This is a genomic window from Pseudoxanthomonas sp. Root630 (assembly GCF_001427585.1).
Lineage (GTDB): Bacteria > Pseudomonadota > Gammaproteobacteria > Xanthomonadales > Xanthomonadaceae > Pseudoxanthomonas_A.
In genome coordinates this window covers 86046-102997 of sequence record NZ_LMGY01000003.1, presented here as the reverse complement: position 1 = coordinate 102997, position 16952 = coordinate 86046, and the positions used below count along the sequence as shown (strand labels likewise).

Below are 16952 nucleotides of genomic sequence, written 5' to 3'. Positions count from 1 at the left end.
GTGGATGTGGAACGTCAGTCTTTCCAGCGCTTGAAGATGATCGATGTATTGATGCCGCCGAACGCGAAGTTGTTGTTCATCACGTAGTCGGTCTGCAGCTCGCGCCCTTCCCCGGTGATGTAGTCCAGGTCGGCGCAGCGCGGATCGCGCGTCTCGAGGTTCAGCGTGGGGGCGAACCAGCCCTCGCGCATCATCTGCAGCGTGATCCACGCCTCGTAGGCACCGCACGCCCCCAGCGTGTGGCCCACGTAGCTCTTCAGCGAACTGATCGGCATGCGGTTGCCGAACACCGCCGCCGTCGCCGTCGTCTCGGCGATGTCGCCGTGGTCGGTGGCCGTGCCGTGCGCGTTGACGTAGCCGATCACGTCCGGCGACAGGTCCGCGTCCTCGAGTGCGAGGCGCATCGCCTGCGCCATCGTGTCGGCACTGGGCTGGGTGACATGCTGCCCGTCGCTGTTGGTGCCGTAACCGACCATCTCACCCAGGATGGTCGCGCCGCGCGCCAGCGCGTGCTCCAGCTCTTCCAGCACCAGCGTGCAGGCGCCCTCGCCCAGCACCAGGCCGTCGCGGTTGGCGTCGAACGGCCGCGGCGTGCTTTCCGGCTCGTGGTTGCGCACGCTGGTGGCGAACAAGGTGTCGAACACCGCGGCCGCGGTCGCATCCAGCTGTTCCGCGCCGCCGGCGATCATCGCCACCTGCTTGCCGTTGCGGATCGCCTCGTAGGCCGAGCCGACGCCCTGGCTGCCGGAGGTACAGGCGCTGGACGTGGTGTAGACGCGCCCGGTCAGGCCGAAGAACACACCGATGTTCACCGGCGCGGTGTGGCTCATCATCTTCAGGTACGTGGTGGCGTTGATGCCTTCGGTGGTATGCGCGTTGAGCATGCGGCCGAAGTCGCCGATGGCTTCGTGGCTGCCGGCCGACGAGCCGTACGACACGCCCACCTTGCCGCTTTTCAGCACCGGGTGCCCCAGCAAACCGGCCTGTTCAAGCGCCAGTTCGGTGGCGCGCACCGCCATCACCGCCACGCGGCCCATGCTGCGGGTGGTCTTGCGGTTGTAGTGGGCGGGCAGTTCGAACGGCTCGGCCGGCGCCGCGAGGCGCGTGTTGAGACCTTCGTACTTGCCCCAGTCTTCCATGTGGCGCACGGCATTGCGGCACTCGCGCAGGCGCAGGTGCACGCTCTCCCAATCGTGTCCCAGCGGGCTGATGGCGCCTGCGCCGGTGACCACCACGCGTCGATCGATGCGACTCATCCGACCAACCCTCCGTTGACCGAGATCACCTGGCGGGTGACATAGGACGCCTGCGGCGACATCAGGAACGACACCACGGCCGCGACTTCTTCCGGTTTGCCCACGCGCTTCATCGGGATCATCTTCAAGGCTTCGTCCACCACTTCGCCGCTGACCATCTCGGTGTCGATCAAGCCTGGGGCGACGCAGTTGACGGTGATCTCGCGGCTGGCCAGTTCCAGCGCCAACGCCTTGGTCGCGCCGATGATGCCGGCCTTCGCCGCGCTGTAGTTGACCTGCCCGCGATTGCCCACCAGGCCCGACACCGACGACAGCGTGACGATGCGGCCGGGCTTGCGCCGGCGCACCAGCGGCATCACCAGCGGATTGAGGACGTTGTAGAAGCCGTCGAGGTTGGTGCCGAGCACGGCATCCCAGTCCTCGCCGCTCATCGCGGGAAAGGCGGTGTCGCGCGCGATGCCCGCGTTGCAGACCACGCCGTGGTACGTGCCGTGTTCGGCGATGTCGGCTTCGAGCGCCTGCGCCGCAGCGGCGCGGTCGGCCACGTCGAAGGCCAGCACGCGGGCTTCGCGCCCGAACGCGCGCACCTGCGCGGCGACGGCTTCGGCTTCCTCCACCCGGCTGCGGCAATGCACGACCACGTCGAATCCATCCTGCGCCAGCCGCAGCGCTATCGCGCGGCCGATGCCCCGGCTCCCCCCGGTGACCAGGACCGTTGTCTCTCCCCTCATTACTGCGCACTCTCCAGATAGGCCATCGCGTCCGGCGGTTCGAACACCGAGACATTGGCGGTTGCCAGTTCTTCGCCGTCCCCCAGGATGCGGCAGCTGAACATTCCCAGCCCATTGTCGCCCAGCAGCTCGCGCCGCGCCTCCACCCGAAGTAATGCCCCGGCGCGGAACCAGGACACCCGGCTTTCGTACCGGCGCGTACCCAGCAGGAAGCCGATCGAGGGCTCACGTCCGGCCCGCCGCGCATGGCAGCCCGCCCAGGCGGCAATGGTCTGGGCCATGTATTCCACGCCGACCCAGGCAGGGACGCCCTCGTCGTGGCTGAATGGCCCTTCCTCCGGCACGCGCAGTTCGACGGCCACGGTGTCCTCGTCCCAGGACACCAGGCGATCGACCAGGCGCATCGTCCCCCGGTGCGGCACCACGCGTTCGATGTCGTACGGCACGTCCATGCTCATTCCCCTGCGAACACCAGCACCGCGTTGCTGCCCCCGAACGCGAAGGACTGGCTCAACACATGCTTCAGCCGCCCCGGAGCCCGCTCGCCGGGTCCGACGAAGGCGAGCGCCGGCAACGCCGGGTCCGTCGCGCCATCCCACCAGTGCGGCGGCAGCCGATGGCCCGGGTTGTCCACCATCGCGAGCCAGCACAGCCCTGCCTCGATCGCCCCGGCGGCGCCCAGCGTATGGCCGGTCAGCGGCTTGGTGGAACTGACCGGCACCTGCGCGCCCAGCGCGGTGGCCACGGCGCGGCTTTCCATCGCATCGTTCTGCGGGGTCGCCGTGCCATGCAGGTTGACGTAGTCGATCTGGCCCGCGTCGAGACCCGCGCGATCCAGTGCCTGCGCGATGGCCGCGATCGCACCATGGCCCTCCGGTGCGGGCGCCGAGATGTGGTGCGCGTCCGATGTTTCGCCCCACCCGGCCAGCCGCACCGGCCCCGGCTGGCGCGTCATCAGGAACAGGGCGGCGCCTTCGCCGATGTTGATGCCATGGCGATGCCGGGAAAACGGATTGCAGCGCTCGACGGATACCGACTCCAACGCCATGAAGCCGCGCACGGTGAACTCGCAGAGCGAATCCGCGCCACCGGCGATCACCGCATCCACGACGCCCGTGCGCAGCAGGCGCGCTGCGGAGGCCATCGCTTTCGCGCTGGAAGAGCATGCGGTCGACAGCGTCCATGCCGGCCCGCGCACGCCGGCCTCCGCCGCCAGGAAGCGCGACGGCGCGCCGATTTCCTGCTGCACGTAATGGAATCCGGCTGGCCATTCGCCGCGTTGGCGCCAATGCGCCATGGCCTTCTCGGCTTCGCCGATGCCGGACGTGCTGGTACCCACCACGACGGCGACACGCGCCGGCCCATAACGTTCGATGGCCTGCTGCACACCCTCGCGGATCTGCAGGTAGGCGGCACGCAGCAACGCGTTGTTGCGCCCATGCAATTGCACCGGATGGTGATCGAGCGAAGGCAGGGGCGTCACGACCTTGCCCAGCGCGACGCTGCGACCTGCGATCAGCGCGTCGTCCATCGCCACGCCCGCGGGCGCGTCGTCGCGGAACAGGCATTCGCGCACCGCAGCCTTGTCTGCACCCAGGGCGCACACGATGCCAAGGTCGTTCAGGAAAATGGCGTCGCCGTTCAAGGAAGCACGTCTCCGCCGGCCACCGATTCGATCGTCAGATCATAGCCATCGGCCACGTTGCGAACCTGCAGCGTGGTCGCATTCACGCGTTCACGGACGAGCCAGGTGCGCCCCGCATGGAGCAGTTCACGCGTCCCGCCGTTGTCGGACAGCGTCCAGCCGGGCGGCAGCGCGGCGCGCACCGCGTCCGCCGGCCACAAACTGAACTGGACATCGTCCAGCACGCGCTCGCCACGCACCGCCGCCGGCAACCAGGCCGCGCGTTGCTCGGACAGCTGCTCGCCGTCCCATTGCAGGGTGACGCCGGTGCGGCCCATGGCCTGCACCGCCAGCCGGACATCGCGCGCATCGACTTCGAGCAACGCATCGAGTTCGCGCACCTGCGTCCCGAACCGGAATACCAGGCGCTGCTGCAATGCGACCTCCTGCCCGAGCGCCGAGGGTGCGAGCCGCAGCGGCGGCAAGGCGATGCCTGGCTCGCGCACGGGTCGCGACGCGCACGCCGTCAAAAGGACGAACAGCAACAGGGCGATCAGGCGCCGCACAACTGCTCCAGCACCTGCAGGCGGCGCTGCGTTTCGGCGACGTAGGGGTTCTTCCTGTCCCAGGCGTAGCCGGCGAGGATCGAGCAGATCATCCGACGGATGTCCGGCTGCGGATCGGGGTGGAAGATGATCTTCTGGAAACCGCCGGCATACCACGATTCCACGAACCGACGGAACGTCTGCACACCACCCCGCAGCGGTTCGGCGAAGTCCGTCTCCCAGTCCACCTTCTCGCCATCGTAATGACGGCGCAGGCAGTCGCTGGCCAGCTGCGCGGACTTGAACGCGATGGTGACGCCGGAGGAGAACACCGGGTCGAGGAATTCGCCCGCGTTGCCGAGCAGCGCGTAGCCCGGGCCCCACAGCGAGCGCACGTTGGCGGAGTAACCGGTGATCTGGCGCACCGGCAGCACCGCCCATTCGGCGTTCTTCAGCAGGCGCGTCAGATTCGGATCTTCGCCGACGATGGCCTGCAGGCGTTCCAGTTCGGTCCCGGTGTAGCGATCCAGGAAGGACTGCTCGGCCACCACGCCCAGCGAGCAACAACCGTTGGAGAACGGGATGGTCCAGTACCAGACGTCCACGTGTTCGGGGTGCGTGGTGATCAGGATCTTGTTGCGGTCGAAACCCGCATCCGCCGGGATGTGGTCACGTACGTGCGTGAAAATCGCACCGCGTACGGGGAAGTTGGACGGCGATTCGAGCTTCAGCAGGCGCGGCAGCAGACGGCCAAAACCACTGGCATCCAGCATGAAGTCCGCTTCGATCACGTACGCCTCGCCATCGGGCGGCCGCACGGTGACGCGGGGCGTTTCGCCGGGCTCGGCCGACAGTACCTCGTGGCGGTAGCGCACGTCCGCGCCCATGCGCTCGGCACCCTTCGCCAGCACGTGGTCGAAGTCGGCGCGCTGGACCTGGTAGGTCGTGCCCCAGCCCGGCGAGAACTTGTCGCGGAAATCGAACTCGGTGGTGCGTTCGCCGCGCACGAAAGCAGCGCCGTTCTTGTACTGGAAGCCGGCTTCGACCACGTCCTGCAGCAGGCCTGCGGCTTCGATGTACTCCATGCTTTGCGGCAGCAGACTCTCGCCGATGGAGAAGCGCGGGAACTGCTCGCGCTCGACGATCAGCACCTTGCGGCCCTGCTGGCGCAACATCGCGGCGGCGACCGAGCCCGCCGGGCCGGCTCCGATGATGAGGATTTCAGTGCGTTCCGTCTTCATGCGGAAGTGTGTCCGTTCGATGGGGAGGGTGGCGGGGAAGGTTGATCCGGTGCCGGCCGGAACAGCGGCGACAGCAGCCAGACCAGGCCGATGCCGAACAACAGGGTCAAGCCGAAGGCACGCAGCGCCGGTGTCGCCGACAGTCCCAGCAGGCCGAACGACAACCACGTACTCGCGGCACCCACGCAGACCGCCAGCCAGGCGCTGGCATCGCCACGGTGTTCGACCAGGAAGATGCCGTAGTCGATGCCCATGCCGAGCAACAGCATCAGCGCCAGCACGTTGAACAACTGCAGCGGCTGGCCGAGCCAGCCCAGCAGCGCCACGGTCAGCACGCCGGCAAGCAAGGTAGGCGTGATCACGCGCCAGGCCTGCCATCGATAGCGCAGCGCCAGCACACCGAAGACCACCACCACGCCCGCCAGCAGCAGGCCGGTCATCATGCGGCGGTAGTGCTGCAGCAGGCGCGAGATGTCGGCGGTGCGATCGACCCAGCGCACACCCTCGAGGCCTTCCGCCTGCGCGGCGAACGTGGTGAGCGCATCGGGGCGCGACAGGTCGTTGACCATCACCACCGAGGCCATGCCCTGCCCCACCTGTCCCAACCAGAGATGGCGCACCGGCAGTGCGGCCGGCGATGCGATGAATGTCTCGAGATCGAGCGGTCGCGTCGCGAACGCCCCGCGGGTCAGGGTCTCCCCCGTGGCGGCCGCCAGCTTCGCCAGCACCCCGTTTTCGACGCGCGTGGTCAACGCGGCGTCCGCTTGTTGACGTTGCTGCGACGGCAACCAATCGCTGAGCGCGCGGTGTCCGCCGACCTTGTCCTGCGCCTCCGCCTGGTGCAGACGCGCCACCAGTTGCTCTTCGCGCCGCAGCACCTGCTCGGCATCGCGTCCCTGCACCAGATAGAACTGCGCCGGGCTCGGCATGCCCAGCAGACGTCCCACATCGCGCTGCTGCGCGATCAGCGCGGGTGGAGAGGACTGCAGGCTGCGCAGGTCGTCATTGCCATGCACGCGGAGAAGACCCGGCACTGCGATCACGAGGACGATGACCGCGAGCACGATGCCGCTCCGGCGACTCGCCAGGCGCGGCCAGCCCGCCAGCGTGCCGCCCAACCAGCGCGAGAATGCCGTCGTGCGCATCTGGCCCCCATCCAGCCACGGGAAGGCGAAGATCACGGTAAGGAAGGCCGCCGTCAGGCCGACCACCGAGAACAACGCCATCTGGCGCAGTCCCGGGAACGGCGCGAGCCCCAGTGCCAGATATGCCATCGCGCTGGTCAGCAATGCCAGCCACAGGCCCGGCAGCAGGTGGCGCAACAGCGACCAGCGGCGCGCCTTGGGTTCGCCCTGGCGCGAGGCGAACCAATGGATGCCGTAGTCCTCCGCGACGCCCACCAGACTCGCACCGAAGATCAACGTCAGCAGGTGGATCTTGCCGAAGACCAGCACGGTGACCGTCAGCGCCACAGCGCAGCCCACCAACAACGACAGCGCGACGAGCAACAGCGGGCGCAGCGAACGGAATGCCAGCCAGACCAGCAGCAGCACGGCCGCCAGCGAGCCCCAGCCGATGGTGTTGACCTCGCGGTTGGCCTGCACCGCCGCGGATTCCGCATGCAAGGGCACGCCCGCCTTCAATACGCGCAGACCGGGTGCGGCGGCGGTCGCCGCGGCGGACGCTCCATCCAGCAGATCCTGCAGCCTGCGCTCGCCATCCAGCTTGAAAGCGGAATCGCGCAAGGTGAATTGCAGCACGGCCCAATGACGGTCTTCGGCCTGCAGCAACCCGTCGCCATCCAGCGTCATGCCCGATGCCGCCGCCTGGGCCTGCCACCACTGCGGCCACAGGCCGAGCGGATCGCTGCGCCACTCGGTGAGACGCGGCGCCCCCATGGGGCCGTACAGTGCCGCCAATGCCGATTCGGCGAGCGTGTCGACCGGCGTGTTCTCGAGGTGCTGGCGCTGCGCCGCGGTGAGCAGGCGATCGCGGTGCGGCGCCAGCACGTCGCGCGCCTGGGCGAACCAGTCTTCGGGCGAACGCTCCGCCACCAACAGGTCGTTCCCCTTCGTCGCACGGTCCTGCACGAAGGCTTCGAAGGCGTGGCGCGCACGCAGCACGGCCTCCGCGTCGTCCGCCCCGAGCATCACCACGACATCCCGCGAACTGTTGCCGGCGATCCGCCGCGTGGCGTCGGCCACTGCGGGATCGCCCGCATCCTGCGGCAGCAGGGCGAGGATGTCGCTGTCGATGCGCGGCGACTGCCAGAACCCCCATTGGTGCCAGGCCACGGCCACCAGTGCGAGCCACCATGCCAGCGCGAGCCAGCGCCAGCCGCGCAGCCTGCGGTCCGCTTCCGGCGACACCTGCGAGTCAGTCAAACCGGGCCGCCTCGTCGCGCGTCAACGTGGCGGGCGTTTCGCTCATTCCGTCGAAACGCAGGCGGGTGATGTCGCCGTTGGCTTCACGCAGCTCCACTTCGCGCACATAGCGGTCGCCGGCCAGGCGCACCGAAGTGAATGCCTGGGCGAGTTGTCGCGACCGCGGCGACAGCGTCATCCGCCATCCCTTCCCGTCCGTCGGCTCGCTCTTCACGTCGAACGTCGTCGTCAGCGCCTTCATGTCACCGCTCATCAACGCGAACATCATCGCGTTCACGGTACGCAGGCCGGGCTGCTGGCGACCATCGACCTCGACCCGTGCGCTCCCGTCGCGCTGGCGACTGACGATGCGGTCGCGGGTGATGACGATCTCGGAGGGGAATGGCGCCACCGTCGTCCAGACCACGCCCTTTTCGCGCGCCAGTACGAAGCGGCCGGAGGAGCGAAGCGGATTGCGGAAGCCCGCGACCTGCTTCTCCTGCGAAAAACCACCGCGCAGCAACGGCACCTGCGCGACCTGCGTGCGCGCCTGTGCCAGCGGATCGGGCGCAGACGAGTTGGCAGCCTCCCCATGAAATGGGATCACAAGGAAACCCAGGAGGAACAAAGAAACCAGCAGGCGGGGCGACATCATGGCGCGGGGACTCCCAGGCGTTCCCACAGGACCGGGGGGCACTGATACAGCATCTCGCCTGAAGCCGCGTCGACCGCGACCTGCAGCGTATGGGCGCGCGTCAGGACTTCCCCGCTCCCTTCGTCGCGGATCTCGTATTCCATCTTCAGCCGGTTTTCCCACTCGGTGATCCGGGCCGATACGCGCAACGCCTGCATGTACCGCAGCGGGCGGATGTACTTCACCCGCGTATCGACGATGGGCCACATGAAGCCGGATGCCTGCATCTGCGGATAGTCGTAGTCGAAGCGCTGCAGCAGCGCGCAGCGGGCGATCTCCAGGTACTTGAAATAGTGCCCGTGCCAGACCACCTGCATGGCGTCGCAGTCGTGAAAGGCCGGGCTCAGCGCGACCTCGATGCGCAGGTCCTGGCGAGGCTCAGCCGGCATAGACATCCCACCGGGCGGCGCGAATGTCGGTCACCAGCTGGCGGAGTTCGCCGTCGAGTGCGCGGTCTTCCTCGACCAGTGCGATGCGCGCGCAGAGGTCTTCGTACATCGCGGCCGGCGCTTCGCCCAAGGTCGATTGCAGTCCAACGCGCTGGCGCAGGCCCACGGCCTGGCGTGCGGCGATCAGCATGGCGGCGACCACCTGTTCGGTGAGTTCGAGCACGCGCAGGCAATCGCGTGCGGCGATGGTGCCCATGCTGACCTTGTCCTGGTTATGGCATTCGGTGGAGCGAGAGAACACCGAGGCCGGCATCGTCAGCTTCAGCGCTTCCGCCGTCCAGGCCGACACGCTGATCTGCAGCGCCTTCAAGCCATGGTTGATCGCCGCGCGCGGCCCGGTGGCGCCGGACAGGTTGGCTGGCAGGCCATGGTTGTAGCGCGCATCGACGATCAGCGCGAGCTGGCGATCCAGCAGATCGGCGACGTTGGCGACCGTGTTCTTCAACGCATCCATCGCGAACGCAATGTGGCCACCGTAGAAATGGCCGCCATGCAGGATCTGCTCGCGCTCGGGATCGATCAGCGGATTGTCGTTGGCGCTGTTGAGCTCGGTCTCGATCAATTGGCGCAGGAACGGCAGCGCGTCTTCCAGTACACCGATGACATGCGGCGCGCACCGCAGCGAGTAGCGGTCCTGCAAGCGTTGCTCGTTGCGCGGCGGACGGTCGCTGTGCAGGTCTTCGCGCAGGCGTTGCGCGACCCGCGACTGGCCGGGGTGCGGCTTGGCGGCGAACAGCACCGCGTCGAAGTGGTGCGCGTTGCCATTGCTGGCGAGCACATTGAAGGCGGTCAGGCGCGTCGCCAGGCGCGAGACGTACTCGGCACGGTCGAATGCCAGGCACGCGAGCGCCGTCATCACCGCCGTACCGTTCATGATCGCCAGACCCTCCTTGGGCCGCAGCGTCAGCGGCGCCTGGCCGATCTCGGCCAGGACCTCTGCCGCCGGCCGGATGCGGCCTTCGTGCAGCACGTCGCGTTCGCCGCACAGCACGGCCGCGACGTAGGAAAGCGGCGTCAGGTCGCCACTAGCGCCGACCGACCCTTCTGCCGGGATCAGCGGCAACACGTCGTGGCGCAGCAGCCCCTCCAGGCCCTCGAGCAGCGGCAGGCTGACACCGGACATGCCGCGCACCAGCGACGCCAGGCGCGCGGCCAGCACGGCGCGCGTCTCGGTTTCGTCGAGGAACCGGCCGAGTCCGCAGCCGTGGTACGTGTACAGATGATGCGGCAGCTCCGCGACCAGCGCCGGCGGGATGTTCACCGTGCAGGAGTCGCCATAGCCGGTGGTGACACCGTAGATGACGCCTTCCTCGTGCAGCAGGCGGTCGAGGAAGTCGGCCCCCTTGGCGATGCGCGCGCGGAACGCGGGCTCGCGCGACAACACGGCCGGCACGCGACGCTTCGAAAGCGCGACCACGTCCTCGATGCGCAGGGGCGCGTCCCCGAAGACGGGCGCGGCGGATTCATTCATGGCGGGCGTCATGCGTTACCTGATCCCAAAAGGGGTAGAAGTTGAACCAGTCGTACGGCGAATCGCGGACCTGCCGTTCCATCCATGCCGCGAACTGCGCAGCGTAGCGTGCCAGCGCCTCGTCGCGCGATCCGCGTGGCAGCTCGATCCGCTCTGCGAAAGCCTCGAAACGGACGCGGTAACCCTCGCCCGCATGGGTGCAGGCCATGGTGAACACCGGACAGCGCAGCGCGGCGCCCAGCACGTAGGCGCCGATCGGGAACGGGGCCTCATGCCCCAGGAACATCGCTTTCACCGAACGTCCGCCGCGCAACGGCACGCGGTCGCCGGCAATGGCGACGAACTCACCGCGCGCCACGCGCTCGGCGAGTTTCACCGCATCGGCCGGCCCCAGGTCGGTCACCTGCAGCAGTTCGACGCGGCTGCCGGCGTCCAGGCGGCGGATCAGCCGGTTGAAACGTTCGGCGTGCGCGGTATGCACCAGCGCCGTCAAGCGGAAACCCGGCACCTGGTCGGCCATCACCTGGCACAGTTCCAGGCAACCCAGGTGCGCCGTCACCAGCAGCCCGCCCTCGCCCGCCTTCACCCGTGCCAACACACCCTGGCGTTCCATCGTGACCTTGGCGACGGGGTAGCGCTGGCCAAGCGCCAGTATCTTGTCCAACAGCGTTTCGGCGAATACCGCGAAGTGCCGCAGGCTCTGGAACGTACCCGGGCGCCGCGGCGGCACGCCGAGATGGCCGTGCAGGCGCGCCAGGTACTGGCGGGAGGCGCGGCGCGCCGTGCCATTGGTCAGCCAGTGCACGAACACGACGGGATACACGCAGACGCGGAACGGCCAGCGCCCCAGCCAGCGGTGCACCGCGCACAGCAGCAGGATGCCGCGCACGGAGGTGGATTCGCCGATGTCGGCCCAGTGGTGGGAACGATCACTCACGCGCGCGCACCCGCCCGCTTGCGCGCCAGCAGGCGCGGTAACCGCCAGACCATGCCGAAGAACAGGCGTGTGTGCATGCGGCTGATCCGCACGTTGTCGCGCCAGACATCGAAGTGGGATACGCCATCCAGCGGGTATGTCACCCGCGTGGGGCGGTTGCGCACCTCGATGGCGCGCCAGAACAGCCGCACCAACACTTCCACATCGAAATCCATCCGTCGGCCGATGGTTTCTTCGTCGATCAGGCGCAACACCGGCGGAAGCGGGTAGACACGGAAGCCGCACATCGAGTCGCGGATCGTGAACGACAGCGTGTTGATCCAGACCCACACGTGAGTCAGGTAACGGCCATAGAGCCGTCCCTTCGGCACGCTCGCGTCGTACAGCGGGACGCCACAGATGATCGCGGCCGGGTGCAGGCGCGCTTCCTCGAGGAAGCCCGGGATGTCGCGTGGATCGTGCTGGCCATCGGCGTCGATCTGCAGCACGTGCGTGTAGCCCGCCCTGCCTGCCTCGCGGAACCCCGCCAGCACGGCCCCGCCCTTGCCCTGGTTCACCGACAGCCTCAGGAGCTTCACGTCCGGCGCATGCGACGCGGCCAGGCGTTCCAGCGCTCGCGCGCAGGATTCACCCGAGCCATCATCGACCAGCAGGCACGGCGCGCCGGACGCACGTACGCCGTCCACCATCGTCGCGATGGCGTGTTCGTGGTCGTAGACCGGGATCACCACGAGCGGACGGAAACCGTTCGCTGCAGCCATGGCTTCATTCCCCATCGGCGAACACCACGCGCCCGCTGGCATGCGGACCGTGCTCCGAGGTGTAACGGAACACCAGCGTGCTGCGCTCGGCCTGCCATTCCAGGTCCAGGTGGATCAGGTCGCCAGGCCGTGCGACGCGCTGGAACTTCAGCGCCTCCATGCGAAGGAACCGCGGTGGCAACGGGAACGCCTCGCGCGCCAACTGCACGGCCCAGTCCAGCTGTGCGACCCCCGGCAGGATCGCCGCCTGGGTGAAGTGGCCTTCGAAGACCGCCAGCGATGCATCCAGCGGCAATTCCACCTGCGCACGCGCAGGCTCGCGCAGCGTCCAGCGCGCCTCGGGACGTTCGGGACGGAACAGCGCGGTCAGCGCCGCCTCGGTCACCTTGCCTTGCGCATTCGTCGGCAGCGCGGCCACGAAACGCCATCGTCGCGGACGCGTCACCGCATCCTGCGCACCGGCGAGGTGACGCGACAGCGTGTTCGCCAGTGCTCGACGGCCCGTCGCATCGTCGGGAAGCGGAACGCTCGCATCGACCACGACCACCGCCGCCAACGCACTGCGACTCCCGCCGAGCAACAGCACGCGGGCCTCGCGGACGGCCGGATGGGCCTGGATCTGCCGCTCGAGCGCATCCAGCGAGACCCGCCGTTCTTCCACCTTCACGATGCGATCGGCGCGACCGAGCAGACGGAAGCCGCCCGCGCCATCGGCCTCGGCACGATCCTGACTGCGCCACCAGGCCTGTTCGGCCAGGTGCGGCGAACGCACGTCCAGTACGCCGTCCGTGAGCTGCCATTCCACCCCAGGCAGCGGCTGCCAGGCGGGCTGCTCCTGGTCCCAGCGGCGCCAGGCGATGCCTCCGGTCTCGCTGCTGCCCAGGATTTCCGTCGGCGGTACGCCGAGCAAGCGGGCGACGTCATGGGCGGCCTCGGCAGGCAGTGCGCCCCCGGACGAAAACACGGCACGCAGGCGACCATGCAACGACGGCCAGTCCAGTTGTGCCGGCAGGCGCTTCAGGTGGGCCGGACTGGCGACGAGCACCGCGTCGTGGCCCTCCATCGCCGCGAGCAGGTCCTCGGGGAAGAAGGCGCGCGGCACGATCGCGCGCCCGGCCGCCAGCGGCCACAGCACGCGGAACAGCAGGCCATAGATGTGCTGGTGCGAGACGGTGCCATGGATCGCGACGTCATCCAGCCCTGCGCCGAGCGCGGATTCCAGCGCCCGCACTTCGGCATCGAGCTGGCGCAGGTGCTTCTCGATCGCGGCCGGCTCACCCGTACTGCCGGAGGTGAACACCACCAGCCGGGTCGATGCCGGGTCCAGGGGCACGAGCACCCCGCCATCGGCGTCGATTCCGCAAATGGCGGACGCGCCGGGCCAGTCGCCCGCAAACCCGTCCACGCGCGACTGCAGACCGCGCTTGCGTGCCAGGCAACGCGTCACCCGGCAGAACGACCGTCTTACCGGCGTGCCAGGCACCGAACAGGGCCGAGGCGAAGCGTGTGGCGTCATCGAAATGAAGCGCGAACGTCGTGCCCGGCAGCGCGCGGAACGCCGCATGCCAGCGCAGGAACTCGCGATGGAACGCAGCGTGGTCGACCACGCTCCCGCCGCTGCGCGCGAAGGTGCGCCCAGGCAACGGCTGCAGCGCAACGTCGGCGAGCGGGCGCCACTCAGCCATGCGAATGCCTCGCCCGTACACGGCGGCGTACCAGCCATTCCACGCTGAACAACGCACCGATCAGCACGTAGGCGATCAGACCGTTGTACAGCGCCCATGCCCGGTCGGACATCCACAGCGCGGTTGCGACCGCCAGCGCGCCGTTGAAGACGAAGAACACGCACCACACCTGGGTCACCCGCCGCGTATAGGCGACACCGGAAGGCGGCAGGTCCGGCTCGGTCATGCGGGCGATGCGCTCCACCGCCGACGGCGGAAAAGCCAGGCTCGTGGCGAACACGGCCAGCATCACCGCGTTGACGAGTGCGGGATACAGTTTCAGCGGAAGCGCCGCGTTGGAGACCGTGGCCAGCAGGGCGAGCAGCGCCGCGCCTGCCGCGGCCACAAGCCACACGGCCTGCCGCGTCGCGACCGCGCGCAGCAGTGCGAGCGCGAGCAGCAGTACCGCCAGCCAGCGGGGCTCGAAACGGCCCATGGCCCAGTACACCACCAGGGGGTACGCCACCGACAGCACCACGAAGATGGCCGCGCCTATCCGGGACACGGGGCGGCCTGCGTCAGGCGGCTTCGTCGCGGATCAGTCCATACAGCACGTCCACGATGTCCTGCACCGTGCGCACCGACTTGAACGCATCCGGCTGGAGGTTCCGTCCCAGCAGAGGCTTGAGTTGCACGATCAGGTCGACCGCATCGATGCTGTCGATGTCCAGGTCGTCGTAGAGCCTCGCCTCGGGCGTGATCCGCGCCGGTTCGATCTCGAAGCTGTCGTGCAGGATCGTGACGATCCGTTCAAAAAGTTCGTTCTTGGTCATCTTGCCAGTCCTGCCGCCGCTCAGGCCTTGCCTTGGGCAACGACGAAATCCGCCAGTGCCCGCACGCTGGCGAAATGCCGGCGGGTCTCCTGCGAGTCGGCCGACAGGCTGACCCCATAGCGCTTCTGCAGCGCCAGTCCCAGTTCGAGGGCGTCGATCGAATCCAGGCCCAGGCCCTCCACGAACAGCGGCGCGGTGGTATCGATGTCGTCCGGGGTGATGTCTTCCAGCGACAACGATGAAATGATCAATTCCTTGATCTCGTGCTCAAGTGCCTGCACGCGATGGATCTCCCGCAAAATAGTTGGCCAGATAGTCCGTGAGTCGCCGGGCTGCCAGCGCCTCTCCCCCCGCCGACGGATCCCCCCCCTCCGTTCCGTTCAGGAACGGGGCGATCGACAGGTCTCCCTGAACATCGATCACCATATGGAACCGCATCGGCGGCACACGATACCACTTCTCCCCTTTCCCCAGCGTCAGCGGTGTGCAGCTGATACGCACCGGCGTGACGTCCAGGGCTCCGCGCACCGCGATGTTCGCGGCGCCGCGCTGGAGCTTGAGGGGCTGCCCCGGCGTGGTCCGCGTGCCCTCGGGAAAGATCACCAGCGTTCCGCCCGCCCGCACCGCGGCGATGCAGTCCTCGACCAGCCCTGCACCGTCGTCGTTGGACACGTAACCTGCGGCCCGAACCGGCCCCCGCATGAACGGATTGCGCGCCACCGCCGACTTCACCACGCAATCGGCATTCGGCAGCAGCGACACCAACAGGACGACATCGATCAGCGTAGGGTGATTGGCAAGTACCAGAAGCCCGTCGCGCGCCAGCCGCTCGCGCCCACGTATCTCGTAGGTCATGACGCCCAACTGTCGCATCAGTTCGACGTGGGCGGCGAAGCTGCGCTGCACGATGCGGCGGGACCAGCGGCGACGGCGCACCGGGTCGCGCACCAGCCACAGCAGGGGCGGAAGCACCAGCACGCCCAGGATCAGGCCACCCACGCCGAACGCAAGGAAGCTCAGGCCCGTGCCTGCCACCCGCCATGCATGGTCCAGTCGCTCACGCATCGCGTCGCCATTGCCAGCGCACACCGTCGCCGCACCATGTCAGGCGCGGCTCGCGTGCCAGCAGGAATCGCAGCATGTCCAATCCATGGGGAAGCGGAGCCGGCGTGTCATCGCCCTCGTCCGCAGCCCAGGCCAACCGCAGGGTCGGAAAGGCGGGATCGGTAGCCACCAGTCGCCAGCACCACGCGAACCCCGCGTCCGGTTCGTCCGCAAAGCCGGCATAGACCGGCGGCAACGGCGCGTCGTAAACGACCAGCAACACCTCGGGTGCGCCATCGGCGAGCAGCGCCGCCGCTTCGATGAACGCGGTCTCGACGGTGGCCATGCCACCCGCCGTCGCCACGTAATTGCCGCGCTCGCCCCGCAGGATGGAATACAGGGCCGCGATGGCGTTGTGCACCGACAGGCCGAAGGTCGTCGGCGACGGCGAGTCGCCCGCCACCAGGGCCTCCAGCAATTCCATGGAGCGCGCGACATCGCCGTGCCGGGATGCGAAGACCATCGGCACACCGCCTTCTTCCGCCCCCTGGCACCAGAACGCCGTCTGGATCGCCATGCGCCCCAGCCGCTCGATCCGCCGGCGCTGCATGGCCGGCACTTCGGACAACGCGGGCGTTTCATCTCCCGTCGGCAGCCACGGCGCCTGCGCCCACGCGGACCATGCCGCCTGGTCCACCAGACCCGGCGCCCACGCCGCCCACTCCTTCACCGACAAACCGATCATGCGCCTTGCGTGGTCCCGTCTTCTTGAACGTCGTATTTCACCTGCATGCGGGAGCGTTCGCCAGTTGTGAAATTTTTGGTGATGAAAGCTTGCGCATCGGAAGGAGGCTGGCTATTATTCCGCTCCTGCCAGCACGTGGGGCCATAGCTCAGCTGGGAGAGCGCCTGCATGGCATGCAGGAGGTCGGCGGTTCGATCCCGCCTGGCTCCACCAATTTCCGGACAATAGGCCGTCCGGGATGAAAATCTGGCGAAACTTTTCGTGTGTCCCCATCGTCTAGAGGCCTAGGACATTACCCTTTCACGGTAGCGACCGGGGTTCGAATCCCCGTGGGGACGCCAACTTTGCGAAGTATCCGGGGCTACCGAAAGGTGGCCCCGTTTTTTTTGCCCGTCTGCTTTGCGCGCGCTCGGATTGAAGTAGCATCGACGCGGGGAACCAGGGGACCACAGGGATGCCATCGAACGCTTGCGTCGTCTGCGGACGCGACAGGAGCGAAGTGACGGGCGCGTGCCCGCATTGCGGAGCGCCGCCGCCCGTGCCGCTGTCGCCCCCCGATTTCGGCAAACTCGTTTTCAACCAGCCTTCCCGATC

General features: G+C 68.1%; 19 protein-coding genes and 2 tRNA genes. 2 read left to right on the top strand and 19 right to left on the bottom strand.

Going from position 1 to position 16952, the window contains the following annotated elements:
- Positions 1-14: 14 nt before the first annotated feature.
- The 19 genes from ASD72_RS04085 to ASD72_RS21385 all read right to left on the bottom strand — a co-directional run bounded on the left by ASD72_RS04085 (position 15) and on the right by ASD72_RS21385 (position 16528).
- Positions 15-1256, bottom strand: coding sequence for a beta-ketoacyl-ACP synthase (locus tag ASD72_RS04085; protein WP_056878705.1), 1242 nt, complete (start codon positions 1254-1256; stop codon positions 15-17).
- Positions 1253-1987 carry a 3-oxoacyl-ACP reductase FabG gene (gene fabG / locus ASD72_RS04080; RefSeq protein ID WP_056878704.1) on the bottom strand — a complete coding sequence of 245 codons (735 nt, stop codon included), beginning with the start codon at positions 1985-1987 and terminating at the stop codon, positions 1253-1255. Before fabG ends, ASD72_RS04085 begins: the two co-directional genes overlap by 4 nt.
- Positions 1987-2439, bottom strand: a complete 453-nt coding sequence (locus tag ASD72_RS04075) for a hotdog family protein (protein WP_056878703.1) — start codon at positions 2437-2439, stop codon at positions 1987-1989. Before ASD72_RS04075 ends, fabG begins: the two co-directional genes overlap by 1 nt.
- A gap of 2 nt (positions 2440-2441) precedes the next feature.
- The gene (locus ASD72_RS04070) at positions 2442-3632 is read right to left on the bottom strand and encodes a beta-ketoacyl-ACP synthase (RefSeq protein ID WP_056878702.1); all 1191 of its coding nucleotides are present in this window, start codon (positions 3630-3632) and stop codon (positions 2442-2444) included.
- Positions 3629-4177, bottom strand: coding sequence for a DUF3261 domain-containing protein (locus ASD72_RS04065; RefSeq protein WP_056878701.1), 549 nt, complete (start codon positions 4175-4177; stop codon positions 3629-3631). The genes ASD72_RS04070 and ASD72_RS04065 overlap by 4 nt, the downstream gene beginning before the upstream one ends.
- Positions 4165-5397: an NAD(P)/FAD-dependent oxidoreductase gene (locus ASD72_RS04060; protein WP_056878700.1), complete on the bottom strand. Its 1233-nt coding sequence runs from the start codon at positions 5395-5397 to the stop codon at positions 4165-4167. Before ASD72_RS04060 ends, ASD72_RS04065 begins: the two co-directional genes overlap by 13 nt.
- The gene (locus ASD72_RS04055) at positions 5394-7781 is read right to left on the bottom strand and encodes an MMPL family transporter (protein WP_056878699.1); all 2388 of its coding nucleotides are present in this window, start codon (positions 7779-7781) and stop codon (positions 5394-5396) included. Before ASD72_RS04055 ends, ASD72_RS04060 begins: the two co-directional genes overlap by 4 nt.
- The gene (locus ASD72_RS04050; RefSeq protein ID WP_056878698.1) at positions 7774-8412 is read right to left on the bottom strand and encodes an outer membrane lipoprotein carrier protein LolA; all 639 of its coding nucleotides are present in this window, start codon (positions 8410-8412) and stop codon (positions 7774-7776) included. The genes ASD72_RS04055 and ASD72_RS04050 overlap by 8 nt, the downstream gene beginning before the upstream one ends.
- Positions 8412-8843 (bottom strand): acyl-CoA thioesterase, encoded by a 432-nt coding sequence (locus ASD72_RS04045; protein WP_056878697.1) that lies wholly within the window; start codon positions 8841-8843, stop codon positions 8412-8414. The genes ASD72_RS04050 and ASD72_RS04045 overlap by 1 nt, the downstream gene beginning before the upstream one ends.
- Positions 8833-10374, bottom strand: a complete 1542-nt coding sequence (locus ASD72_RS04040; protein WP_056878736.1) for an aromatic amino acid ammonia-lyase — start codon at positions 10372-10374, stop codon at positions 8833-8835. Before ASD72_RS04040 ends, ASD72_RS04045 begins: the two co-directional genes overlap by 11 nt.
- Complete coding sequence (locus ASD72_RS04035) at positions 10367-11311, bottom strand: acyltransferase (RefSeq protein WP_056878696.1); 945 nt, start codon at positions 11309-11311, stop codon at positions 10367-10369. The genes ASD72_RS04040 and ASD72_RS04035 overlap by 8 nt, the downstream gene beginning before the upstream one ends.
- The gene (locus ASD72_RS04030) at positions 11308-12072 is read right to left on the bottom strand and encodes a glycosyltransferase family 2 protein (RefSeq protein WP_155944457.1); all 765 of its coding nucleotides are present in this window, start codon (positions 12070-12072) and stop codon (positions 11308-11310) included. The genes ASD72_RS04035 and ASD72_RS04030 overlap by 4 nt, the downstream gene beginning before the upstream one ends.
- Positions 12073-12076: 4 nt before the next feature.
- Entirely contained in the window at positions 12077-13411 is a 1335-nt protein-coding gene (locus ASD72_RS04025; protein WP_235577930.1) for an AMP-binding protein, read from the bottom strand.
- 338 nt (positions 13412-13749) lie between these two features.
- Positions 13750-14301, bottom strand: coding sequence for a hypothetical protein (locus ASD72_RS04020; protein ID WP_056878694.1), 552 nt, complete (start codon positions 14299-14301; stop codon positions 13750-13752).
- A gap of 13 nt (positions 14302-14314) precedes the next feature.
- Positions 14315-14569, bottom strand: a complete 255-nt coding sequence (locus ASD72_RS04015; protein WP_056878693.1) for an acyl carrier protein — start codon at positions 14567-14569, stop codon at positions 14315-14317.
- Between the two features lie 20 nt (positions 14570-14589).
- Positions 14590-14850 (bottom strand): phosphopantetheine-binding protein, encoded by a 261-nt coding sequence (locus ASD72_RS04010; protein WP_056878692.1) that lies wholly within the window; start codon positions 14848-14850, stop codon positions 14590-14592.
- The gene (locus ASD72_RS04005) at positions 14837-15634 is read right to left on the bottom strand and encodes a lysophospholipid acyltransferase family protein (protein WP_056878691.1); all 798 of its coding nucleotides are present in this window, start codon (positions 15632-15634) and stop codon (positions 14837-14839) included. Before ASD72_RS04005 ends, ASD72_RS04010 begins: the two co-directional genes overlap by 14 nt.
- Positions 15627-16358: a beta-ketoacyl synthase chain length factor gene (locus ASD72_RS04000; RefSeq protein ID WP_056878690.1), complete on the bottom strand. Its 732-nt coding sequence runs from the start codon at positions 16356-16358 to the stop codon at positions 15627-15629. The genes ASD72_RS04005 and ASD72_RS04000 overlap by 8 nt, the downstream gene beginning before the upstream one ends.
- Positions 16355-16528, bottom strand: a complete 174-nt coding sequence (locus ASD72_RS21385) for a hypothetical protein (protein WP_235577929.1) — start codon at positions 16526-16528, stop codon at positions 16355-16357. The genes ASD72_RS04000 and ASD72_RS21385 overlap by 4 nt, the downstream gene beginning before the upstream one ends.
- On the opposite strand from ASD72_RS21385, the gene ASD72_RS03995 reads away from it, so the two are divergent.
- Positions 16496-16571: transfer RNA gene (locus ASD72_RS03995), tRNA-Ala, on the top strand. The two genes, ASD72_RS21385 and ASD72_RS03995, sit on opposite strands and share 33 nt — an antisense overlap.
- A 52-nt stretch (positions 16572-16623) precedes the next feature.
- Positions 16624-16699: transfer RNA gene (locus ASD72_RS03990), tRNA-Glu, on the top strand.
- The last annotated feature ends 253 nt before the right edge of the window (positions 16700-16952 follow it).

Bases quoted from the DNA above. Each gene is read 5' to 3' on its own strand.
- ASD72_RS04085 (WP_056878705.1), bottom strand. From the start codon at position 1,256: ATGAGTCGCATCGATCGACGCGTGGTGGTCACCGGCGCAGGCGCCATC.
- fabG (WP_056878704.1), bottom strand. From the start codon at position 1,987: ATGAGGGGAGAGACAACGGTCCTGGTCACCGGGGGGAGCCGGGGCATC.
- ASD72_RS04075 (WP_056878703.1), bottom strand. From the start codon at position 2,439: ATGGACGTGCCGTACGACATCGAACGCGTGGTGCCGCACCGGGGGACG.
- ASD72_RS04060 (WP_056878700.1), bottom strand. From the start codon at position 5,397: ATGAAGACGGAACGCACTGAAATCCTCATCATCGGAGCCGGCCCGGCG.
- ASD72_RS04050 (WP_056878698.1), bottom strand. From the start codon at position 8,412: ATGTCGCCCCGCCTGCTGGTTTCTTTGTTCCTCCTGGGTTTCCTTGTG.
- ASD72_RS04045 (WP_056878697.1), bottom strand. From the start codon at position 8,843: ATGCCGGCTGAGCCTCGCCAGGACCTGCGCATCGAGGTCGCGCTGAGC.
- ASD72_RS04040 (WP_056878736.1), bottom strand. From the start codon at position 10,374: ATGAATGAATCCGCCGCGCCCGTCTTCGGGGACGCGCCCCTGCGCATC.
- ASD72_RS04030 (WP_155944457.1), bottom strand. From the start codon at position 12,072: ATGGCTGCAGCGAACGGTTTCCGTCCGCTCGTGGTGATCCCGGTCTAC.
- ASD72_RS04015 (WP_056878693.1), bottom strand. From the start codon at position 14,569: ATGACCAAGAACGAACTTTTTGAACGGATCGTCACGATCCTGCACGAC.
- ASD72_RS04005 (WP_056878691.1), bottom strand. From the start codon at position 15,634: ATGCGTGAGCGACTGGACCATGCATGGCGGGTGGCAGGCACGGGCCTG.
- ASD72_RS04000 (WP_056878690.1), bottom strand. From the start codon at position 16,358: ATGATCGGTTTGTCGGTGAAGGAGTGGGCGGCGTGGGCGCCGGGTCTG.
- ASD72_RS21385 (WP_235577929.1), bottom strand. From the start codon at position 16,528: ATGCAGGCGCTCTCCCAGCTGAGCTATGGCCCCACGTGCTGGCAGGAG.